General features: G+C 60.9%; 12 protein-coding genes and 1 pseudogene. 6 read left to right on the top strand and 7 right to left on the bottom strand.

Features of this window, described 5'->3' with window-relative positions:
* Nucleotides 1-95: 95 nt before the first annotated feature.
* Together iscB and CKO36_RS11665 are read left to right on the top strand one after the other, a co-directional pair.
* A pseudogene (gene iscB, locus CKO36_RS11675) lies at nucleotides 96-967 on the top strand (RNA-guided endonuclease IscB); the annotation flags it as partial.
* 622 nt (nucleotides 968-1,589) lie between these two features.
* Nucleotides 1,590-2,324, top strand: coding sequence for a LytR/AlgR family response regulator transcription factor (locus tag CKO36_RS11665; protein ID WP_200284237.1), 735 nt, complete (start codon nucleotides 1,590-1,592; stop codon nucleotides 2,322-2,324).
* Between the two features lie 93 nt (nucleotides 2,325-2,417).
* Here the strand turns inward: CKO36_RS11665 and CKO36_RS11660 are convergent, their stop codons facing one another.
* From CKO36_RS11660 to bcsA, 4 genes are all read right to left on the bottom strand, one after another.
* Nucleotides 2,418-4,742 (bottom strand): cellulose synthase subunit BcsC-related outer membrane protein, encoded by a 2,325-nt coding sequence (locus CKO36_RS11660; protein WP_200284236.1) that lies wholly within the window; start codon nucleotides 4,740-4,742, stop codon nucleotides 2,418-2,420.
* A complete protein-coding gene (locus CKO36_RS11655) occupies nucleotides 4,732-5,916 on the bottom strand; it encodes a family 8 glycosyl hydrolase (RefSeq protein WP_200284235.1) in 1,185 nt (394 codons plus the stop codon). The genes CKO36_RS11660 and CKO36_RS11655 overlap by 11 nt, the downstream gene beginning before the upstream one ends.
* Nucleotides 5,906-8,173, bottom strand: a complete 2,268-nt coding sequence (locus tag CKO36_RS11650) for a cellulose biosynthesis cyclic di-GMP-binding regulatory protein BcsB (RefSeq protein WP_200284234.1) — start codon at nucleotides 8,171-8,173, stop codon at nucleotides 5,906-5,908. The genes CKO36_RS11655 and CKO36_RS11650 overlap by 11 nt, the downstream gene beginning before the upstream one ends.
* Before the next feature lie 256 nt (nucleotides 8,174-8,429).
* Entirely contained in the window at nucleotides 8,430-10,736 is a 2,307-nt protein-coding gene (gene bcsA / locus CKO36_RS11645) for a UDP-forming cellulose synthase catalytic subunit (protein WP_200284233.1), read from the bottom strand.
* Nucleotides 10,737-11,024: 288 nt separating this feature from the next.
* Between bcsA and hemC the strand changes: the two genes are divergently transcribed.
* Complete coding sequence (gene hemC / locus CKO36_RS11640; RefSeq protein WP_200284232.1) at nucleotides 11,025-11,954, top strand: hydroxymethylbilane synthase; 930 nt, start codon at nucleotides 11,025-11,027, stop codon at nucleotides 11,952-11,954.
* Nucleotides 11,951-12,772, top strand: coding sequence for a uroporphyrinogen-III synthase (locus CKO36_RS11635; RefSeq protein ID WP_200284231.1), 822 nt, complete (start codon nucleotides 11,951-11,953; stop codon nucleotides 12,770-12,772). Before hemC ends, CKO36_RS11635 begins: the two co-directional genes overlap by 4 nt.
* On the opposite strand, the gene CKO36_RS11630 is transcribed toward CKO36_RS11635, so the two are convergent.
* Together CKO36_RS11630 and CKO36_RS11625 are read right to left on the bottom strand one after the other, a co-directional pair.
* Nucleotides 12,769-13,422: a cytochrome b/b6 domain-containing protein gene (locus CKO36_RS11630; protein ID WP_200284230.1), complete on the bottom strand. Its 654-nt coding sequence runs from the start codon at nucleotides 13,420-13,422 to the stop codon at nucleotides 12,769-12,771. The two genes, CKO36_RS11635 and CKO36_RS11630, sit on opposite strands and share 4 nt — an antisense overlap.
* Nucleotides 13,422-15,065: a tetrathionate reductase family octaheme c-type cytochrome gene (locus CKO36_RS11625; protein WP_242469556.1), complete on the bottom strand. Its 1,644-nt coding sequence runs from the start codon at nucleotides 15,063-15,065 to the stop codon at nucleotides 13,422-13,424. Before CKO36_RS11625 ends, CKO36_RS11630 begins: the two co-directional genes overlap by 1 nt.
* Nucleotides 15,066-15,464: 399 nt before the next feature.
* Here CKO36_RS11625 and CKO36_RS11620 point away from each other — a divergent pair, with 399 nt between their 5' ends.
* Both CKO36_RS11620 and CKO36_RS11615 read left to right on the top strand, forming a co-directional pair.
* Nucleotides 15,465-15,656 (top strand): hypothetical protein, encoded by a 192-nt coding sequence (locus tag CKO36_RS11620; protein ID WP_200284229.1) that lies wholly within the window; start codon nucleotides 15,465-15,467, stop codon nucleotides 15,654-15,656.
* Between the two features lie 109 nt (nucleotides 15,657-15,765).
* A complete protein-coding gene (locus CKO36_RS11615; RefSeq protein ID WP_200284228.1) occupies nucleotides 15,766-17,856 on the top strand; it encodes a transglycosylase SLT domain-containing protein in 2,091 nt (696 codons plus the stop codon).
* A gap of 90 nt (nucleotides 17,857-17,946) precedes the next feature.
* Here CKO36_RS11615 and CKO36_RS11610 read toward each other — a convergent pair whose 3' ends face one another.
* On the bottom strand, nucleotides 17,947-18,963 hold the full coding sequence (locus tag CKO36_RS11610) for a dihydroorotate dehydrogenase-like protein (protein WP_200284227.1): 1,017 nt from the start codon (nucleotides 18,961-18,963) through the stop codon (nucleotides 17,947-17,949).
* Between the last annotated feature and the right edge of the window lie 10 nt (nucleotides 18,964-18,973).

Below are 18,973 nucleotides of genomic sequence, written 5' to 3'. Positions count from 1 at the left end.
TGATCGCCGCCGCGAGGCGGGAGCCGGTTGCAGACTTTTCCGAGGGGAGCGAGCCGCGAGGCTCCGTCACCAGGCCCGTAAGGGCAGGAATTGAAATGGCTGTCTTTGTTCTCGACAAACAGAAAAACCCGCTGATGCCGTGCACGGAGAAACGCGCTCGGCTACTGCTCCAGCGCGGTCGGGCGGTGGTGGTGCGGCTACACCCCTTCACCATCCGGCTCAAAGATCGTATTGGTGGTGAAACTCAGCCACTGCGCCTGTCGCTCGATCCGGGGAGCAAAACGACCGGAATCGCCGTGGTGCGCGAGGTCGAGCGCATCGACCCCGACACGGGCGAGATACGCCGTGAGGCGCAGGTGCTGTGGTTGGCCGAACTGACCCACCGTGGTGCCCAGATCCGTGAGCGATTGACCGCTCGCCGCGCCTTTCGTCGCCGTCGGCGCACAGCGAATCTGCGCCATCGCGCCCCGCGCTTTCACAATCGCACCAAGCCCCAAGGCTGGCTCGCCCCGAGTCTGCGCCATCGATTGGACACCACGCTGAGCTGGGTCAATCGTCTCCAACGTCTCGCACCCATCACCCACCTCAGCCAGGAGCTGGTGCGGTTTGACACTCAGGCACTCCAGAACCCGGAGATCAGCAGGGTCGAATACCAACAGGGCGAACTCGTTGGTTATGAGGTGCGCGAATATCTGCTGGAGAAATGGCATCGCACCTGCGCCTATTGCGGCGCACAGCAGGTTCCGCTGGAGATTGAGCATATTCAACCCAAAAGCCGAAGCGGATCGAATCGAGTCTCCAACCTGACGCTCGCCTGCCACTCCTGCAACCAGCACAAGGGGAATCAGCCGATTGAGGTGTTTTTGGCTCATCAACCCGAGCGGTTGCGCCGTATTCAGGCACAGGCCAAGGCCCCGCTTCGCGATGCCGCAGCGGTCAATGCCACCCGCTGGGCGCTGTTTGAACANGGAATCAGCCGATTGAGGTGTTTCTGGCTCATCAACCCGAGCGGTTGCGCCGTATTCAGGCACAGGCCAAGGCCCCGCTTCGCGATGCCGCAGCGGTCAATGCCACCCGCTGGGCGCTGTTTGAACAGCTCAAGGCCACCGGCTTACCCGTGACCACGGGCACGGGGTCAGGCGGCCAGACCAAGTACAACCGTCAGCGCCTCGGTATTCCCAAGACCCATGCGCTTGATGCCGCCTGTGTCGGTCAACTCACCGCGCTCCATGGCTGGAACATCCCGACGCTTGCCATCAAGGCCACCGGGCGCGGCTGTTACCAGCGTACCCGCTTGAATCGCTTCGGCTTTCCACGCGGTTATTTGATGCGTGAGAAGCGCGTTAAAGGATTCCAGACCGGAGATCGGGTCATCGCTGAGGTGCCAAAGGGCAAGAAAGCCGGAACCCATCTCGGGCGCGTGGCCGTTCGTGCATCCGGGCGCTTCAATCTCCAGACCGCAACGGGTCTGGTCCAAGGGATTTCACACCGCCATTGCCGAGTGCTGCAACGCGCCGATGGCTATGGCTATGCATTCACTCCAACCCAAACGGAGGCCGCGAGACCGGTGGGTTAACCGCGCTACGCTGATGAAAATTCTCCTTGTCGATGATGAAGCCCATGCACGCCAGCGCTTGCGGCGTCTGCTCGAAGAACTCGACGGCGACTACACCGTGGTTGGAGAAGCGGACAACGGTCGGGAGGCCCTGCGCTGTTGCAGCGCAACCAATGCCGATCTGGTGCTGCTCGATATTCGCATGCCGGGCATTGATGGACTGGAAGTGGCCGAGCATCTGGCGCGGCTCAACCCGCCCCCGGCGGTTATCCTGACCACGGCCTATCAGGAATATGCACTGGAAGCCTTCGAATATCAGGTGGCCAATTATTTGCTCAAACCAGTGCGCAGCAAACGGCTGCGTGAAGCCCTGGAAGCACTGCGTGTCGTCACCCGTCCCCAGCAGCAGGCCAGCGACGCTGCCCTCGCTGCTGCACCGCGCCAGCACCTGAGCGCACATTATCGCGGTGACATGCAGCGGGTCGCCATTGATGACATCCTCTATCTGCAAGCCGAGCAAAAATATGTCACCGTCTATCACCCGGACGGCAAACTGCTGCTCGATGAATCCCTAAAAACCCTGGAGGAGGAATTCCCCCACCATTTCCTGCGCATTCATCGCAGCGCGCTGGTATCCCGTCAGCGCCTCACCGGCTTGGAGAAAGGCGCCGATGGCCGCGTCCTGGCCGTCCTGGACGGCACTGAACAACGCCTGCCCGTCAGTCGCCGCCATTTGGCCAGGGTCCGCCGCTTTCTGCGTGAGCATTGAATCCCCGCCAGAACGCAGCCATTTCCGCTCAGGCTGCCGGCACCACAGGCTGGAACGGCACGTATTCAGGTCATATCTTCGGGGCCATTGAGGTCAAAGATCCGAGCTGGCACTGATCGACAGCAGATCGCGGCTCAACACCGCCGGTCTGGGTTTGAAGAAACGGCGCAGGAAGAACATGCCGCTGAATTCCTCAAACTGCGGACTATAATCGCCGCTAAGCTGCATGCCCACTTGCCAATGCGGACTCAAGCGGGCGACGCCTTCCAGGCGCAGAGAGCCCGCCACCCCTTGCTTGCTTGAGCCGGGATAACGCGCGGCTGCCGTTACGCCCGGAGGTGCATCTTCTGGCAAACCCAGCGGATACCAGGGACTGTCGGCCTCGTCTTGCTGGCGCCAGCCGCCGCGTATTGAGCCGCGCAGCAGCCAGGGCGCCGCCTCGCGGGTCTGAAAGTCGAGCGCCAGCATCAGGCCAAGGTCCAGATCGGGACTGTAGTAACCACCCTGGCCCAGGGTGAAAGCATTGAGGTTTCGTGCGAAATGCCGGTATTCGAGCGCCGGACCCAGGGTCAGATAGGCAAAGTCGGGATGCTTGAAGTTGCGCCCGAGTGACAATCCCGCCTCAAGACCGGTGTTGTCTTCGACATCGGTGCCGCGATAAGCGTGCGCGCGCAGCTGCCCGGCCAGGGTCCAGTCCGGCGTCAGCAGTCGCCAGCCTTCAAACGACAGTCCGGTGCGTGAGACCCGCCCCCAGGCCTCGCCGGTGGTCGGATCGACTAGGCCGGTGTAGGACAGCAAGGACTCGCGCACGGGGCGATGCTCCAGCGTGGCACTCCAGGAAACATCCGCCTGACGCTGCCCTAGGCGTAGCGCGCCCATCCAGGCTGGCGCCAGGGCGCCACCGGTTGGGGTCTGACCAACAGCAGCGCTCAGTTGCCAATCCCCCTGTGGCTTGCCCAGTCGCGTATTCAGCCAATCGCTCACTCGGTCGCTGTAGTCATTGAGATTCAGCTTCCAGCTTAAGCCGCCCGCAACCCGATTCATGTGGCGCTCAGCCGCTCCGTTCAACGCCTGACCCTGCGGCCAGGTGCCGATCTGCGCATCCGGCGCGGGGGTGCCGGCATCAAGCGAGACGCGCTCAATTACGAGACCGACCCCCAGATCCCCCAGCCAGCCGGAGGCCAGCATCAGTGGCTCGATCTGCTCGTCCAGCCGGCTCAGACCTGGATCGCCGCTGCGCGAGCGCCAGCCGAGGCCAAGGCCAAGCGCCGGGCTGTCGATGTTGGCGAGCGCCGGGTTGACGTTCGGATCCAGGCGGTAAGCACGCACAAATTGACCCTGGTTAAACAGGGTTTCCGCTTGATCGCGTTTCCACAGGGCTTGCAGCGGTCCCGGCTCCTGTGCGAGTCGCCGCAGCTCATCCCACGCTCCGAGCCGTTTCAGACTGAGCAGCAGACCATCGGCACTCTGTTCGTCCGGCTCGGCTTGATAGAGTGCTTTGAAGGCAGCGGCGGCGGACCGATCCTCACCGAGATTGAAGTCATTCCAGGCTGTGAGCATGGCGACGCCGCGATCCGCCGGCCAGAGCTTGAGCGCGGCCTTGAGCAGCCGTGCGGCGCCAGTATAGTCGTGCTGACGATGCAGCCGCGCAGCCAGCCCGCGCAGGGCGCCAGCGGCGGACGCACGCAGGCTCGGCCAGTGTGCGGTACTGGATTCGGCCAGGGTCAGCAAGGCATCGACCTCACCCTGGGCGGCCAGCGCCAGCAGCTCGTTTTGGGCCGCCTCGGCAAGATCAGGCGCCGGAGTGGCCGACCGCGTCGCTGGAGCGGTCTCAGCTCCAGCTGTGGTCTTTGCCTTAACTTTGGCTTCGGCTTCCAAGGCCAGATGATGCTTCAGCCACAGCAGCAGCTCGGCGGGTGGCTGCCAGTTCGGGTCTTCGAGGCGCAGCCGGGCGATGTCCTGTTCGAGTTGCTGATAACGCCCGGCATGCAGCAGCGCCCACAGCGCTGGCTCGGCACGGCGCCCGGCGGAGTAGAGACGCTCCGGGGTCAGGGCCGTGGCGGGCAGTTCAGCCTGTGCACGAAGCGGTTTGGACACATGCTCCACACGGGTGCTCGGATCTGCGGCCTGCACCTCCACCGGGGAGGCCTGATCCCGGAGATCGACACCTTGCGCCTCGGTTGACAGATCAACCGCCGTATCAGGGCGGGTCACATCAATCAGATTCGACTGCGGCTGATCCTGTTGAGCACTGCCTCTGTTCTGGTTCTGGTTCTGGTTCTGGTTCTGGTTCTGATCCGTATCCGCCGCCAGACCTTGATCGATGCCCAGCAAACCCAAGCCAAGGACCAGTCCGAACAGGCGCGCCGCCTGCAACAGGCTGCACTCGGGCCAATGCAAGTCGGCCTCAGCGCCCATCGCCACAAGTGCCCAGGCCGGGGTTCGAACCTTGCTTGCACTGTTGCCAATACCAGGCCCGACCCGCAATGCCAGTCAGCAGCCGCAGACTGGCCGAATAGTAATCCAGCCCGGCGTCCTGGTTGGTGGGCAGGGGCACGAGCCGCAGCAGAGCGGCGCCATCGCCATCGGTTCCATTGACAACGGCGAACTGCGTCAAGGCGGCAATGGCCGCGATGCCAGAGGGAGCCGGGTTGCTGCTGATGGCATCGGTTTTGAGATCCACCCAGTCGGGCGCCCAGCTCCAGTCCTGCTGCGCGTGCCAGTAAGCCGCCAGCTGGTCAAGTTCGTGACCCGTCGTCTGCCCGTGCCAGACCCAATACAGCGGCACCCGCACCGCGTCATAGCCAAAGCGCGGCGGGAATTGATCCGGCAGCGCGAACCCGGCCTGCGGCTCCCAGGTGACCCAATCCGGTGGCAGTTTCCAGCGCCCGAATTGCAACTCGCCCAGCAGCGCCTGGCCGGAGGCGATCAGCGCCGGCCATTCTGCTGCATCCGGTTCCAGTCGGGCCAGCTCGGCGAAGGCCGGGAACACCCAGTAGGAGAGATTCAGCGTCAGCGTCTGATCGTGCTCGAAGCCCTGGGCGCCCGGCAGCAGCAGGGTACCCGCGGTGGTTTCACGCACCAGTTTGGCGCGGATGTCTGCGGCGATCTGACGCGCGGTGTCGAGATACTCCGGCACGTCCCAGCAGCGTCCGGCCAGTGCCAGCGACCAGGCAATAAACAGATCCCCATCGGTAGCGTTATTATGGTCATCGATATGCGGCTTGTCATCCGGGCGCCAGCGCCAGGCAGCGAGATGATCGCCGCGCACATAGAAATGCTCTTGTGTCCATCCCCAGATGCGCTCAAAAGCCTGGCGCTGGTTGTAGTGGAAGGCCAGGCGCATCCCGAACCCTTGGCCTTCGGAGTGCGAGATACCGCCATTGCCGGTATCCAGTATCCGGCCATCCCTGGCCAGCACCAGCGCGGCATAGCGCTGCCAATCGCTGTCGGCTTGGGCCTGGAAGCAGGCAGCACCAGGGGGCGAAGCAGCGACGGGGGCTGCGGGCGCCGCCGAAGCGGCAGTTGCAAACAGCAGCAACAGCCAGCCGCTCGCCAGCAGTAAACCAGCGCGTAATGTGTTAGTTGTCATCAGTCACCTCCGGATGATGACGGCGACGGAAGCGGCCGATCACCATGAACAGCAACGAAGCCAGCAGGATCAGCAGTGTCAGGGTCACGGTGATCAGGGCCGCTGGGTAGGTGGTGACCAGGTGTGTCAGCCAGGTGACGGTCGACACCTGACCGACCGTGAAGGTGCGCTGCGGCGGGCGACTGAGCAAACTCTGTTCGCTTGTTTCCCACAGCACTAGGTCGCCTTTGAGGTTGTACCAGAAGTCTGGCTGCACCAGTCGCGCCGTGTGCTCAACCAGCAACTCAGGCGTGCGCGCGGTCAGCAGCAGCACCGCCTTGCCGGCCTCGCGGGGTGATTCAAAACTGAGCAGCGCGCTCTGATCGCCGAGCAGGGTGCCAGGTGGCGGCTTGGGCGTGCCAAGACCGGTGAAGCCGGCACGGACATTCAACTGATCGAGCGCCCCGGCCGGCGGGTCGATCCAGCGCTGCACCCGGGCCAGCGCGCGCTCTGCCCAGCCTCCAAGCGGCTCAGCTGGCATCACCGCCGTCAGGACTGGATAGTCAATCCAAACCGCATCATCCTGCCAACTGATGGGCGCCGCCGCGCGCAATTCGGAATCCAAGGCATCCACCGGGCCGATCACCAAGCGTTCACGACCTTGACTGTCGGGTTGCTGGCCAATGTCCAGATGATAGAGGGGGGAGCCCTTGATCTGTGCCATGCGCGCCAGCAGAGTCCAGGCCGCCGAGGTGATCTCTGGGGTAGTGTCGGTCAGTTGTACCGCCAGATTATCACCGGCTGGCGCGCGCAACCAGGGAAAACCCGCGCGCGCCAGCAGATCAAGATCCGGCAAGGTGGCCATACGCGGCCCCGGCGGCAGGCGCAGAGTGGAGTCGCCATAGACGGTCAGTAGGAGATTGTTGCCATGGCGAAATTCGCATTCGCCGGCATGCGAGGGTGCGAGCATGGGCGAGAGTTCAAGGCGATTTTGCCCCGCGCGCAGCAATTCGGTCGGAAAGCGCACTTCATAGCCAACATCCACGCTGCCAGCCGGCTGATTGAGCGGAATCGCGCGCAGAAAGAGGCCATTCAGGCTCAAATTCAGCACCGAATCTTCGCGCATCCGCGCGCCATAGCCATAATTCAGCGTCAGGGTGCCATATTGCGTCCTGCCCGGGAAAAACCCGGCTGGCACCCAAAAGTCGAGTCCCAGGGAGGTTGGCAAATCGACCGATACGTTCTTGCCGTTCGCATCAGGAAAGAGTGTCGCCGGGGCCATCGGACTGGTCATGGTCGTGGTCGGGACCCCAAGATCGGCAAAGCTGGCCGTGACCCCGCCGACCAAGGCCTTAGGGCCAATGTCTGCGGGAATATCCGGCAATTGCAAGTCCTCGACCAGGACGGCGGGTACATCGGGCAAGCGCATGTTCATTTTGGCCAATGAAGCCGAGGCACGCGTCACCTCAGCCTCATCCCGACCCGAGACCACCAGCATGGCCAAGTCCGGTTGGTCGGCCACCGGCTTCGCGCTGGTATTGATGCCAATATAAGCCCCGGTGACATCGGCGGCCCAGTCCTCACCCAGATAGCCCCGCAGTTGCTCTTTGGTGCCCACCACCACCAGATCACCATAACGATCCACGTCTTCCTTGAAAGTGGCTGTGGTGGATTCGAGCCGGATATCCAGCGGCTGATAGGGCACGTTCACAGCAGCCACCTGCGAAATCAGCGCGCCCCACTTGAGCTGATCCGGATTTGCCCGGCCATCGCTCAGAGGCGTTGAGATCCGCAGCCGCGCCTGACCCCAAGCCTGGCGCGGAGCAAAGTTCGCGAGCGTGGCCAGACTGTTTGATGGCAGCCAGGGGCGATACTCTAGGGTCAAGATCGAGGCGCGGGTGTCGATCTGCGTCCAGAGTTCAGGCGCATTGGGATCCTCGCATTTCAACTCGACTGTGTGTTGGGCCACCGCGAAGCTGAGTTGATTAAAACCGGCTTGCAGGAGATCGATCGGCAGGCGCACGCGCGCCTCGCCCTCTGGCTGCGACGGATCGAGCGGAAACTGGCCGATGACCAGACCATTGAGCACCAGCCGCAATTGGGAACGATCAGGGTCCAAACTCACCGAGTTGCGGTATTTGAGCTTGAGCATAAAGGTCTGGGGCGCCCAACGGGCGGGCAGCGGCAGATCGACATCGGCGCGCGCATTGGCGCCCTGCAGCATTAAGCGCGTCTGTCCTGACAGAAAACTGGCCAGGTTCTGCTCAATCCGTCGCATCGGTCCCAATATCGCGTCTTTGGCAGCGTCATCCTCGGGCTCGATATCTCCTGGCGCAAGCGATGCTTGCTCGCCGCGATCCGCAACAGCGACGGCTTGTGGTAGGACCCTTGGGGGCGGCGCCACTGTCGCCTGGTCTGTCGCTGGAGCTACCGGGGCGTTTGTTTGGGCGACCAGGACGCCAGAGCAGAGCGCCATGGCGATCAGGGCCAGCGCTATTCCCGGAACAGATCGGCATCGCGAATTTAGACAACCATTATGCACGTTTGAGCACCTCTTCGGACTGAACATCGACGGGCCTGCCGCGCTGAAAACTCCCGCGCTGAAACATGCCTTGCAGAGTTGTGTGACGAATAAGAAAGCGCAGGTGCCGCAGCCCCTGGACCAGCATCTGCCGCAGCAGGCTTTTTAGCGCATAGCTCACACCAACACGTTGATTACGCGTTTGCAGCATGTCGCGCCAGCGCTCGCTGTCGCCGTAGGTTAGACGCACAATTGCCGCTTTATCAGCCATTTGCAGCGCACTGAACCGACAACCCAGCCGCACTGCATCCTTCTCGGTGCGCCAATCACAGATCTCGACCGCGAATGACTGGGGGGCTTCTCCCGGCAACAGGAGCTCGACCTGAGACCGCGTCTGCCCCGCAAAGCACTCGCGCTGGCGAATGTCGAGCCGCAGCCCGATCCCGGTGACCGAAATATCCTCGGCCTGGCAGGCAATCCACGTCTGCTCGCAGCGCAGGCGTGCCGAGGCCTCAAATGGAATGCGCGGCACCAGCCGTCGTTGCTGACGCTCCAACAGCGCGCCAAGCGCACCAATGAGCAGCAACAGATTGAGCGAAGTCCAGAACAGGGTGACCAGATCCGTGACTACACTTCCGGGCACAAAGCCCAGGCGCCAGACCCCCGCCAGGATTCCGACCACAGTCACCATCAAGGTCCAGTACAGAGGACGTGCCAACGGCGAGATGAAATCCTCCCCAGAGATCTCTCCCTTGGCGGTGACGGCAAAACGCGGTGCGTGCGGGTGGCGGATGACATTGACCAGCGGCTTAATCAAATAGAGACTCAAGGCGGTTTCATAAAACTCGGAAACAAAGCTCCAACGCGCGTTGCCATAGAGATAATCAATCAGGATCAGCCCCACAACCAGATGCGGGACCATGTAGCTGAGCAGCTCGACAAAATTGGCCTTGAAAATACCCAGCCCGAAGAACAAATAGGCCAGCGGCGCGAACAAAAAGATCACGCGCACGAAGGGAAACCACCAAAATAGCATGCTGTTTAAATAACTCACCCGCTGCCACCAGCGCATACCGGAGCACCCGTGTGCTTCTTGCGAAGGCTTCAGTGGGTTTTTGAGCAGAAATAACTGCATCATCCCCTGCGCCCAGCGCGCGCGCTGGGTGACGAACGAGGTGAAGGTCTCCGGCTGCAAACCGGCAATCATCGGCCGCCAGATGTAGGCGCTGTCATAGCCGCGCCGATGCAGCGCCAGCGCGGTCTCGGCATCCTCGGTGATGGTCTCGCCGGCCAGGCCGCCAACCTCGTCGAGATAGCACCGTCGCAGCACCGCCGCCGAGCCGCAGAAAAAGGACGCATTCCAGAAATCCAGCCCGCGCTGGATGTTGGTATAGAACATCTCCTGCTCGCTCGGCATGCGCTGGAAGGTGCCAAGATTCTTTTCGATCGGATCCGGACTCAAAAAGAAATGCGGCGTCTGCACCAGAAACAGCTTGGGATTGCGCAGAAACCAGCCGACGGTATTGCGCAGAAAATCCCGAGTCGGGACATGATCGGCATCCAGAATCAGCACCAGTTCGCCATGCACTTTGGGCAGGGCATCATTGAGATTGCCGGCCTTGGCCGAATGATTGCGCTCCCGGGTCAGATAATGAACGCCGAGATCCGCGCACAGGGCACGGAGTTCAAGGTGTCGATCTTCGGCCTCGCGCCGGCGCATGGGGTCGGCTTGGGTGCGCTTCTCAAGCGTGCCGCCATCATCAAGCAGATAGATATTCAGCTTCGCGCGTGGGTAATCGATATTACGCGCGCCCAACAAGGTGGTCTCAAGCAACTCGGCGCTCTCGTTGTAGCTCGGGATGAGCACATCGACGCTCGGCCACTGCGTCTGATCTTCAGGCAGGGGCGCGATGGAGCGGGTCATGGGTCGCAGAGAGACAAAAGCACCCAGGAGCAAAATGGCAAACGCAAAGACCTCCCCGGCATAGAGCAACAGCCCCAAGCTGAAATCCAGCACGCCTTCCACCGGCAAGGTGTAAAACAGCCGCCACAGCAAATAGCGGGTGCTAACAAAGAGCCCCAGGACAATGAGCAGGTCACGCAGGAAGCGCCCGCGCGGTGTAAAGAAACCCTGCCGTAAGGCCAGCGGTCGCAGCGCAAGCATCGGCAACAGCAGGGAGACGGACAACAGCAACTGCGTGGTGATTGGCAATGGCATGGCGGCCAGAGCCAGCAGCCCCAGTGCCGCGACTACCAACAACGCGGCTCTAGCATTGTCGATGACGCGCGGGGGAGTCTGTGGCAGGCGGGCCTCATTCATCAGCGAACGGGCCGAACAGGAGCGGCTGGGCGCGCCGACACCAGGTATCCGGCTGATAATGACTTGGCTTGTCGTTTAGCGTTGAGCGCATCGCATGACAGGCACATTTTCATTGATATAAACACATTATATTCACCAATACTAGGCTTGCCAAGCACATCGTGGCATGAGGAAAGCGTTCTTTCCGAATGACTGACTGGGATTTATTGGTGCCGAGACCGGCGGCAAATCGCTATACTTGATGCGAACACTTTTTCTTTTAGCCCCTTTGCATCGGACCCCTGAGTTATGACCGAGACCCTGAAAATCGCCACCCGCAAATCTCCGCTGGCCATGTGGCAGGCCGAGCATGTCGCTGCCGCCCTGGGCCGCCTGCACCCGGATCTCAGGGTTGAAATCATCGGCATGACCACACGCGGCGACAAACTGCTCGACGCCCCACTGGCGAAGGTAGGCGGCAAGGGACTCTTTGTCAAAGAATTGGAACAAGGCATGCTCGCCGGCGAAGCTGACATCGCCGTGCATTCAATGAAGGATGTCCCAGTCGATTTTCCTGACGGGCTGCACCTGAGCGCCATTCTGGAGCGCGAGAACCCGCACGACGCCTTTGTTTCCAACCGCTTTGACGGCATCGACACCCTGCCCGAGGGCGCCTGCGTGGGCACCTCTAGTCTCAGGCGCGAATGCCAGCTCGCCGCCCGGCGCCCGGATCTGCGCATTGAGCCCTTGCGGGGCAATGTCAATACGCGCCTAGCCAAGCTCGATGACGGCGTCTATGACGCCATTATCCTGGCCGCCGCCGGCCTGATTCGCCTGGGCTTTCAAGAGCGTATCCGCGCCGCCCTGCCACCCGAGGAGAGTCTGCCCGCCATCGGCCAGGGCGCCATTGGCATTGAGTGCCGCAGCGATGATGCGCGCGTCAATGCGCTGATCAAGCCTCTGCATCATTCCAGCACCGCCGAGCGCGTGCTGGCGGAACGAGCGATGAACGCACGCCTCAATGGAGGCTGCCAAGTGCCAATCGCCGGTCATGCCATCCATACCTCGGAGGGACAGCTCTATCTGCGTGGGCTAGTGGGTACCCCTGATGGACAACGCATTCTGCGCGCCGAGGAGCGCGGCACACCGGAACAGGCCGAGCCCATGGGCCGCCAGGTGGCCGAGGCACTCCTCGCCCAAGGCGCCGATGACATCCTGGCGGCCCTGGCCGAGCAATGAACGCCTCAGCGACCGACGCCACCACCCCCAGTCAACCGCCGCCCTGCGATCTGAGCGGCCAGGCGGTTCTGGTCACCCGACCCGCCGAGCAGGCGCCGCCGCTGTGCGAACTGATTCGCAGTGCCAATGGCGAGCCGATTCTATTCCCGACCGTGGCAATTCAGCCCTCCGTGCACGCAAAACAGGCACAAGAACACCTGCGCGAGTCCTGGGATATTGTGATTTTCATCAGCCGCAATGCGGTGAACTTCGCCCGACCGTTGCTGCCTGGGGGGCAGTTGCCCGCCCCACCACCTGAGGGTCCATTGATTGCCGCTGTGGGTGCCGCTACTGCAACAGCGCTGCGCCAGGCGGGGCGTCCGCCCGATCTGATTCCCAACCGGCATTTTGACAGCGAGGGCTTGCTGGAACTGCCCGAGCTGACCCAGGTGCGCGGTCGGCGGGTACTCATTGTGCGGGGAGAAGGCGGTCGCCCCATGCTGGGCGACACCCTGACGCAACGCCAGGCCGAGGTTACCTATGCCGAGGTCTATTGTCGCGGCCTGCCCGAGCGCGATGCGCAGGAGGCGTTACCGCAGTGGCATCAGCAGCTTAAATTCCTCACCGCCACCAGCGATGAGGTGCTCAATAACCTATGCCGTCTGGTGCCGGAAGCCGAGCATCCCTGGTTGCGCACCCTGCCGCTGGCAGTGTACAGCAATCGCACCGCCGCCCGGGCCATGGAACTGGGGTTTCGCGTTGTAGCCGTTGCTTCTGAATCCAGTGACCCGGCCCTGGTCGACGCACTGTGCCGCCTGATGCTGCGCGCGCCGCCTTAAAGAATATCCTCGGGCTGATCCTTGCGCAGATAGGCCTCTTCCTCCGGCGTTAGATCCACTTCATCAAAACCATCGATCATGGGCATCAGATGTTCGCGGAACGAATGCCCCGTGGTCAACATATACACATGGATGAAGACAAAGGTTAAAATCAGGAAGGCCGCCGCCGTATGCACCTGCGCGATCCCGTCAAGCCAAGCCGGCGCATGCGGCAGATCACGCCAGGCAAAATAGAACAAATAGGCGATGCCGGTGATCCAGATCGCCGGAAAGAGCACAATCTTCAGCATCAGATAGGCCAGTGCCTGCAAGGGATTGTGCTTGCGCCAGTAGGCTTTGCGATAGGGATGGCGCTCGCCTCTGAAAATGCCATAGGAATAGTACCTGAACACGCCCCACATACCTTGCCAGGTAGGGATGAAATGGCGCCAGGTGCGGGTGGTAAAGAGCCAGAACACGCTGAAAGCCCACAACAGGAGCAGCAGGAGCGCGGCGCTGGTATGCAGGGTCACGGCTGCCCTGAAACTGATCAGATGATGAAACCCATGCAGGCCAAAGCCGGTGATCAGCAGCACCAGAATCAGCAGCATTTGCGCCCAGTGCCAGAAGCGCTCGAACAAACTGAAAATTTTAACCCGATTCGTAGCCATCAGTGGCGCGCCCCCTGCGGTGAAAAGATGCGGATCAGACTATGGATGATGATACCGGCCAGGGTGCCGCCAACCAGCAGAGTGCCAAGAATATCCAACCAGCGATTGTGATCCCGGCCGGGTAAATAAATCCCCTCCACCGAGGCCATGCGACTGCCCTTGGGTTGATGACACTCATGGCAGTCCAGCGCATCCTCCTTGGGCGCCACCATGTGGGTAATCGGCCACCAGGACAGCGTCTGGATAAAGCCGTATTCGCCGGAGTATTCCAGTCCAAAATCGGCCATGCCTTTTGCAATGGCTGCGTTCATGTCGTAATTGCCCCAATAAGCGGTAGAATCCTCGCCCCACAAACTGGTATACACCAGAGTACCGCGCCCCTTGTCGTAGGGCTGCCAGGTGTGCATGCGCTTAAACGGCCAGATACGCGAATTAGGGTCTTCACGCGAACCGCTGAAGCCATTGATTTCGATAACCTCTGCATTGGGGTCGAACTGGGTGTCAATGGTGGTATAGCGCATCTGCCCGTCGAACCAGGCATACTCAGGAATCACGTTCTCATCGTAGGTGAAATTCCCTTTAATCGACTTGTAGGTATAGCGGTGCTCGCCATTGCCCTGAATATAGCCTTCCTCGTGATAACCCTCGCCATCATGCGTCTTGCCTGAGGTGCGCCAGTCCCAGTCCACAATGGTGGCCACCCCGCCGCGCGCGAACTCGGGGATATGACAGGTCTCGCAGGCCAGGCTCTGGACATGGTCATTGAGCTTGAAATGAGCCAGCGAATCGACCTGATGCGGCGCCAGACCATGACAGGATTCGCAGGTCGCCACATCGGTACGCATGCCGGGCTTACCGGTGCCTTGGCGATCCTTGGAGATCACCCGATAGCGGCTGCCGGCCCAAATATGTTTGTTGGTGATATGGCAGGCGGTGCAGGCAAAGTTGAGCCCATCGACGCCCATGTGCACATCAAGCGTGCGCGGCGGTTCCTTCAGCGCACTAGAGAGATCACCGTGCTTGACATTATCCCCGCCACCACCGTTGAAATGGCAAGTTCCGCAATTGGCACGTTGCGGTAACTGGACGCTTTTGGCGGCGGCGACCAGATCAATAGGTGGCCTGCCCTCGAACATCACCGAACAGGCCGCATTGCCGGGACTGTTCGGGGTCTTGTAGTAGGTGCCGGTGGTTTCATGACACACCAGACAGTCAATCTTGGTCTCGTCGGTGAAATCGAAGGTTTCATCCTTCCAGCCATAGCCGGCATGACACTGGGCGCACATGCCCTCGTTGCCACGCGCATTGGTGCAGAAGTTATTGATCAGATACCGCTTACCCAACTGCTGGCCGGTGTCAGGATTCTTGTACGACCAGGTCCAGTGGATATTCTTCATGAAATGCTGGCCGGTCTCGGTATGGCAACCCAGGCAGGCCTGGGTTACCTCGGAGCCATTCGCGAAAGGTCCGCTCAGCTCATCAAATTTGTGGTGATCCGCCGTGCCGCCCTGCAAGGGACCGGAGACCTGCGGGCGCTCATCCAGCGCTGTCGGCGGGGTTGGCCAACCATCGCGCGCCTGGGCCGCAGGGACACTGGCACCGCCACCGAGGCCAGCGGTTAGCAAAAACAAGCAAACGATCATTGCAATCTGATGCATCAAATCGGCTCCCGAGGCAAAGAGGATCTGGGCATGAATACCCAGCCAAGCGTGGCCATCATCAAACAACACTTGCATTTTTGTCTGTGACTTCGCGCAACAGATCCGCGATTTTTTTGCGCTTGACCCGATCAAGCCCACCCTAGGCGGGCCAGGATTCCGGAAATCTTACCGAGCAGTTGGCAATATTTGCGGTGCCGCTGGCTATTTCAGCCAACCTATCCAATACTTTGAGTTAGAATGTCGCCGGCTGGGCCGACAAGACCGCCCCCAGTGCGCCAGGATGGGCCAGTTCGCAAGGATTGACATTGCAACAGACTGTTTTTTAAGCAAACAGTTTTCAATCGACCTTTAACCACTTGCAGCCTAAGGCTTTATTCCACCATGATGATGTCGCGCCCCAAGTCCGTCATTGCCCCACGTCACAAAGGGCGTCGGATTGATCTGTTCAGCGTGATTTTTGTATTCGTCATCATTGCGCTGCCACTATCGGTGCTCTATCAAGTCTCGGTGCATTATTTTGGTGATAATCCCGCTGTCGCCGTGGTCGATATGCTTCGCACAGGAACACCCTAGGCCTCCCGAAGACAATCAAAACCAGGCTGATCCTCAACACCCCGGCGCTTCCGCACAAGCGCCAGTGACCATACGTGCGCTTCCAAGACTGGCAGCCCAAAGCCATACCGTGCACACAAAACAAAGGCGCATCAACCAACTGGCCAGTCGCTTGGCTGCTAGTCTGTTGCTGAGCTGCCTGTGCGCAGCGGCACCCAAGGCACTGGCCCTGCCGGCCCAGGATCCCTTCCCACGCCCTCAGGCACTGCAACCCAATATCGAGTTCTGGAAACGTATTTACTCTGAGTTCGATATTGCCAGTGGACTCATCCACGACAGCCGCGACCTGTCGGTCTGCTACACCTCACTGTATTTGAACCGGGGCGCGCCGCTCGCCTCGCAGAATCGGGTAATCGAAGAAACCATTGACCACTATCGCGACGCCCTGCTGGCACTGGCCGATGGCAAAAGAGCCGACCTCAATGCCTTTGAGCAACGCGCATTGGAACCTTGGCGTCGCCGCGGCGGTCTGGCCGAGGAACTCCGGGCCGCCGCCGAGCGGGTCCGCTTTCAACGCGGGCAGGAGGATCGCTTCCGCATCGGACTCAAGCGTGCCAAGGCCTGGCAGCGACAAATTGAACGTATCTTTCGTCAGCAGGGACTGCCTGTCGGGCTATCCGCCCTGCCCCATGTGGAATCCTCCTACAACCCCAAGGCTATTTCCAAGGTGGGAGCCGCTGGGCTGTGGCAGTTCATGCCGACCACCGCCAGGCGCTACATCCGCGTCGATGACGAGGTCGATGAACGCTTCGATGTCATCAAGTCATCGCAGGCGGCGGCCAATCTGCTCAAGCACAACTATTCGGTGCTCGAACGCTGGCCGCTCGCGCTAACCGCATACAACCACGGACTCGCTGGCGTGCGCCGCGCGGTTCGCAGCACCGGCAGCCACGACATCGCCCGCATTATCAACGAGTACCAGGGCAACCGCTTTGGCTTTGCATCACGCAATTTTTATGTGGCCTTTATCGCGGCCCATGACCTGGCCCGGGAGCCCAAACGCTATTTCCGCGCACTCGATCCCGACACCGCGCTTGAGGTCAGCGCACCGGCCTATCTGCCCGCGATCCAGTTAGCGAACTTTCTTGGCATCAGCCTGCATGACCTCCGAGCCGTCAACCCGCGCATGCATCAGGACGTCTGGAATGGCGCACAACTCATTGCCCGTGGCGAGGCCCTGCACCTGCCGCCACCCTTGCAGGAACCGGCCGCCTCACGCGAGCTGGCCAAGTTTGCCGCTCGCTATGGCTTCGACGGCCAACTGCCCATGACCCACTATGACCTGAGTTATGGTGAATCCCTGTCCGGCATCGCCGCCAGTTTTGGCACCAGCGTCAAACAACTGGTCGCCATGAACGACCTGGATGATGCCCATCAGGTGCAAACCGGCCAGCGTCTGCGCATTCCCAAAATCAAAGTACCCACCCCACTGGGCGCGGATGCGGCCATTCTGTTGCCCGAACTGCTGTCCCTGCAGCGTCCCCGCCAGGACAATCTGAGCATGGCTGTCGCAGCCAGTCAGCGTACGCCCTCACCCGCTCAACCCCAGCCGCATCCAGCGCCACAAGCACCAGGGCGGAAATCAGGCACAACACAGCTAGCTACCAACACCGAAACCAGCGAATCCCTCGAAGCCATGGCCGACACACCAACCGCCAGTGCCCCTCTGGCTGAAGCTCAGCCCGAGCTGGCGGCCGACCCGACCGACTACAGTGTCTCGGCTGACGGCAGTATCATCATTCAGGTGGCCGAGACCCTGGGTCACTATGCGCAATGGCTGGAAGTGGATGCCGCGCAACTGCGGGCGGCAAATGATCTAACCGTTGACAAGCCACTGATCGTCGGACAGCGTTTGCAATTGGATTTCACTCAGATTACGCCGGCGCGCTTCGAACAGGAACGCATCGACTTTCATCGCAATCGCCAGCTCGATTACTTTGCCCGCTATCGCATCACCGGCGTGACCGAGCACCTGATACGCCAGGGTCAAAGCCTGTGGGACATCGCCGTGGAAACCTACCAAATTCCGCTGTGGCTGCTGCGACAATACAACCCCGATGTTGACACCAGCACCGTACTACCACTTGACCGGCCACTCTACGTCCCCATTGTGAAAGCACGCAAAGACCCCGTAGCACCACTGACGGCCGCTGAAACCTGAGGTGAGCTGAGCCTTGGGCAGGCAGGAAAGGGATCAGGGCAGCGAATGAAATGATCTATCATCCCCGCCCTAACCCCTGCCCATCAACAACTACACTAATACACCCGGCGAGAAGCTGTAGCTGTCAAGGATATTGACGTAGTTGGCGCGCTCAAATTCCGCCGGATTGGGAATGGCCAGTGCGCTCATGCGCCCGCGCATGTCGGCGACGGACTCGAAGCCGCGCTCTTCCATCCAGTCTTCTAGGCCCTTGAGCAGAGTCTGGAGTTCGCCCGCGCCCTTCTTCAGCAGTACGCTGCACAGATGCACCACATCGGCCCCGGCCAGCAGCAGCTTGATGGCATCCTCAGTGGTATGAATGCCACCGGTGGCGCCAATCGAGAGGTTTTCGAGCCGGCCATGCAGAATCGCCACCCAGCGCATCGCCAATAGTGCTTCAGCCGAGGTGGACGGATGCAGGCTGGCTTGCAGGCGCAGGCTGTCGATGTTGATATCCGGCTGATAGAAGCGGTTAAACAGCGCCACACCATTGGCACCGGCGTCGGCCAGGCGTTTGACCATGTGACCGACCGAGCTGAAGGAGGACGACAGCTTCATGTTGACCGGAATCTGAATCTGCCCTTTGAGCTGTTTGAGCAGCTCGATATAGCGATCCTCCACCTGCTGACTGCTCTGGGTGATGTCAGCGGCGATGTAATAAACATTCAGCTCCAGAGCATCGGCACCGGCCTGCTCGAGCTGTTTGGCATGCTCGATCCAACCACCGGGCGTCACGCCATTGAGGCTGGCGATGACTGGAATATCCAAGGCTTCCTTGAGTTTGCGCAGGTTTTCAAGATACTGGTCCAGCCCGGTACTGAACTCATGCCAATCAGGCATGAAGCCATCGTCGGCCTCGGCGAAACCAGTGTTCTGGTTGATCATGAAGCGGTCCATGCTCTCAGACTCGGCGCGGATCGCCTCCTCAAACAGCGAATACATGATCAGCGCCGAGGCGCCGGCGTCTTCCAGTTGCTTGGATATCTCGACGCTTCTCGATAGCGGCGAGGCCGAGGGCACCAAGGGGTTCTTCAGGGTCATACCCAGGTAAGAGGTGGTTAAGTCCATAGGGATTCTC

Origin of the sequence: Rhabdochromatium marinum (genome assembly GCF_016583795.1) — a bacterium.
GTDB classification, from domain to species: domain Bacteria; phylum Pseudomonadota; class Gammaproteobacteria; order Chromatiales; family Chromatiaceae; genus Rhabdochromatium; species Rhabdochromatium marinum.
Note: the sequence above shows the minus strand (reverse complement) of the source record. Positions and strands in the feature narration are given on the sequence as shown.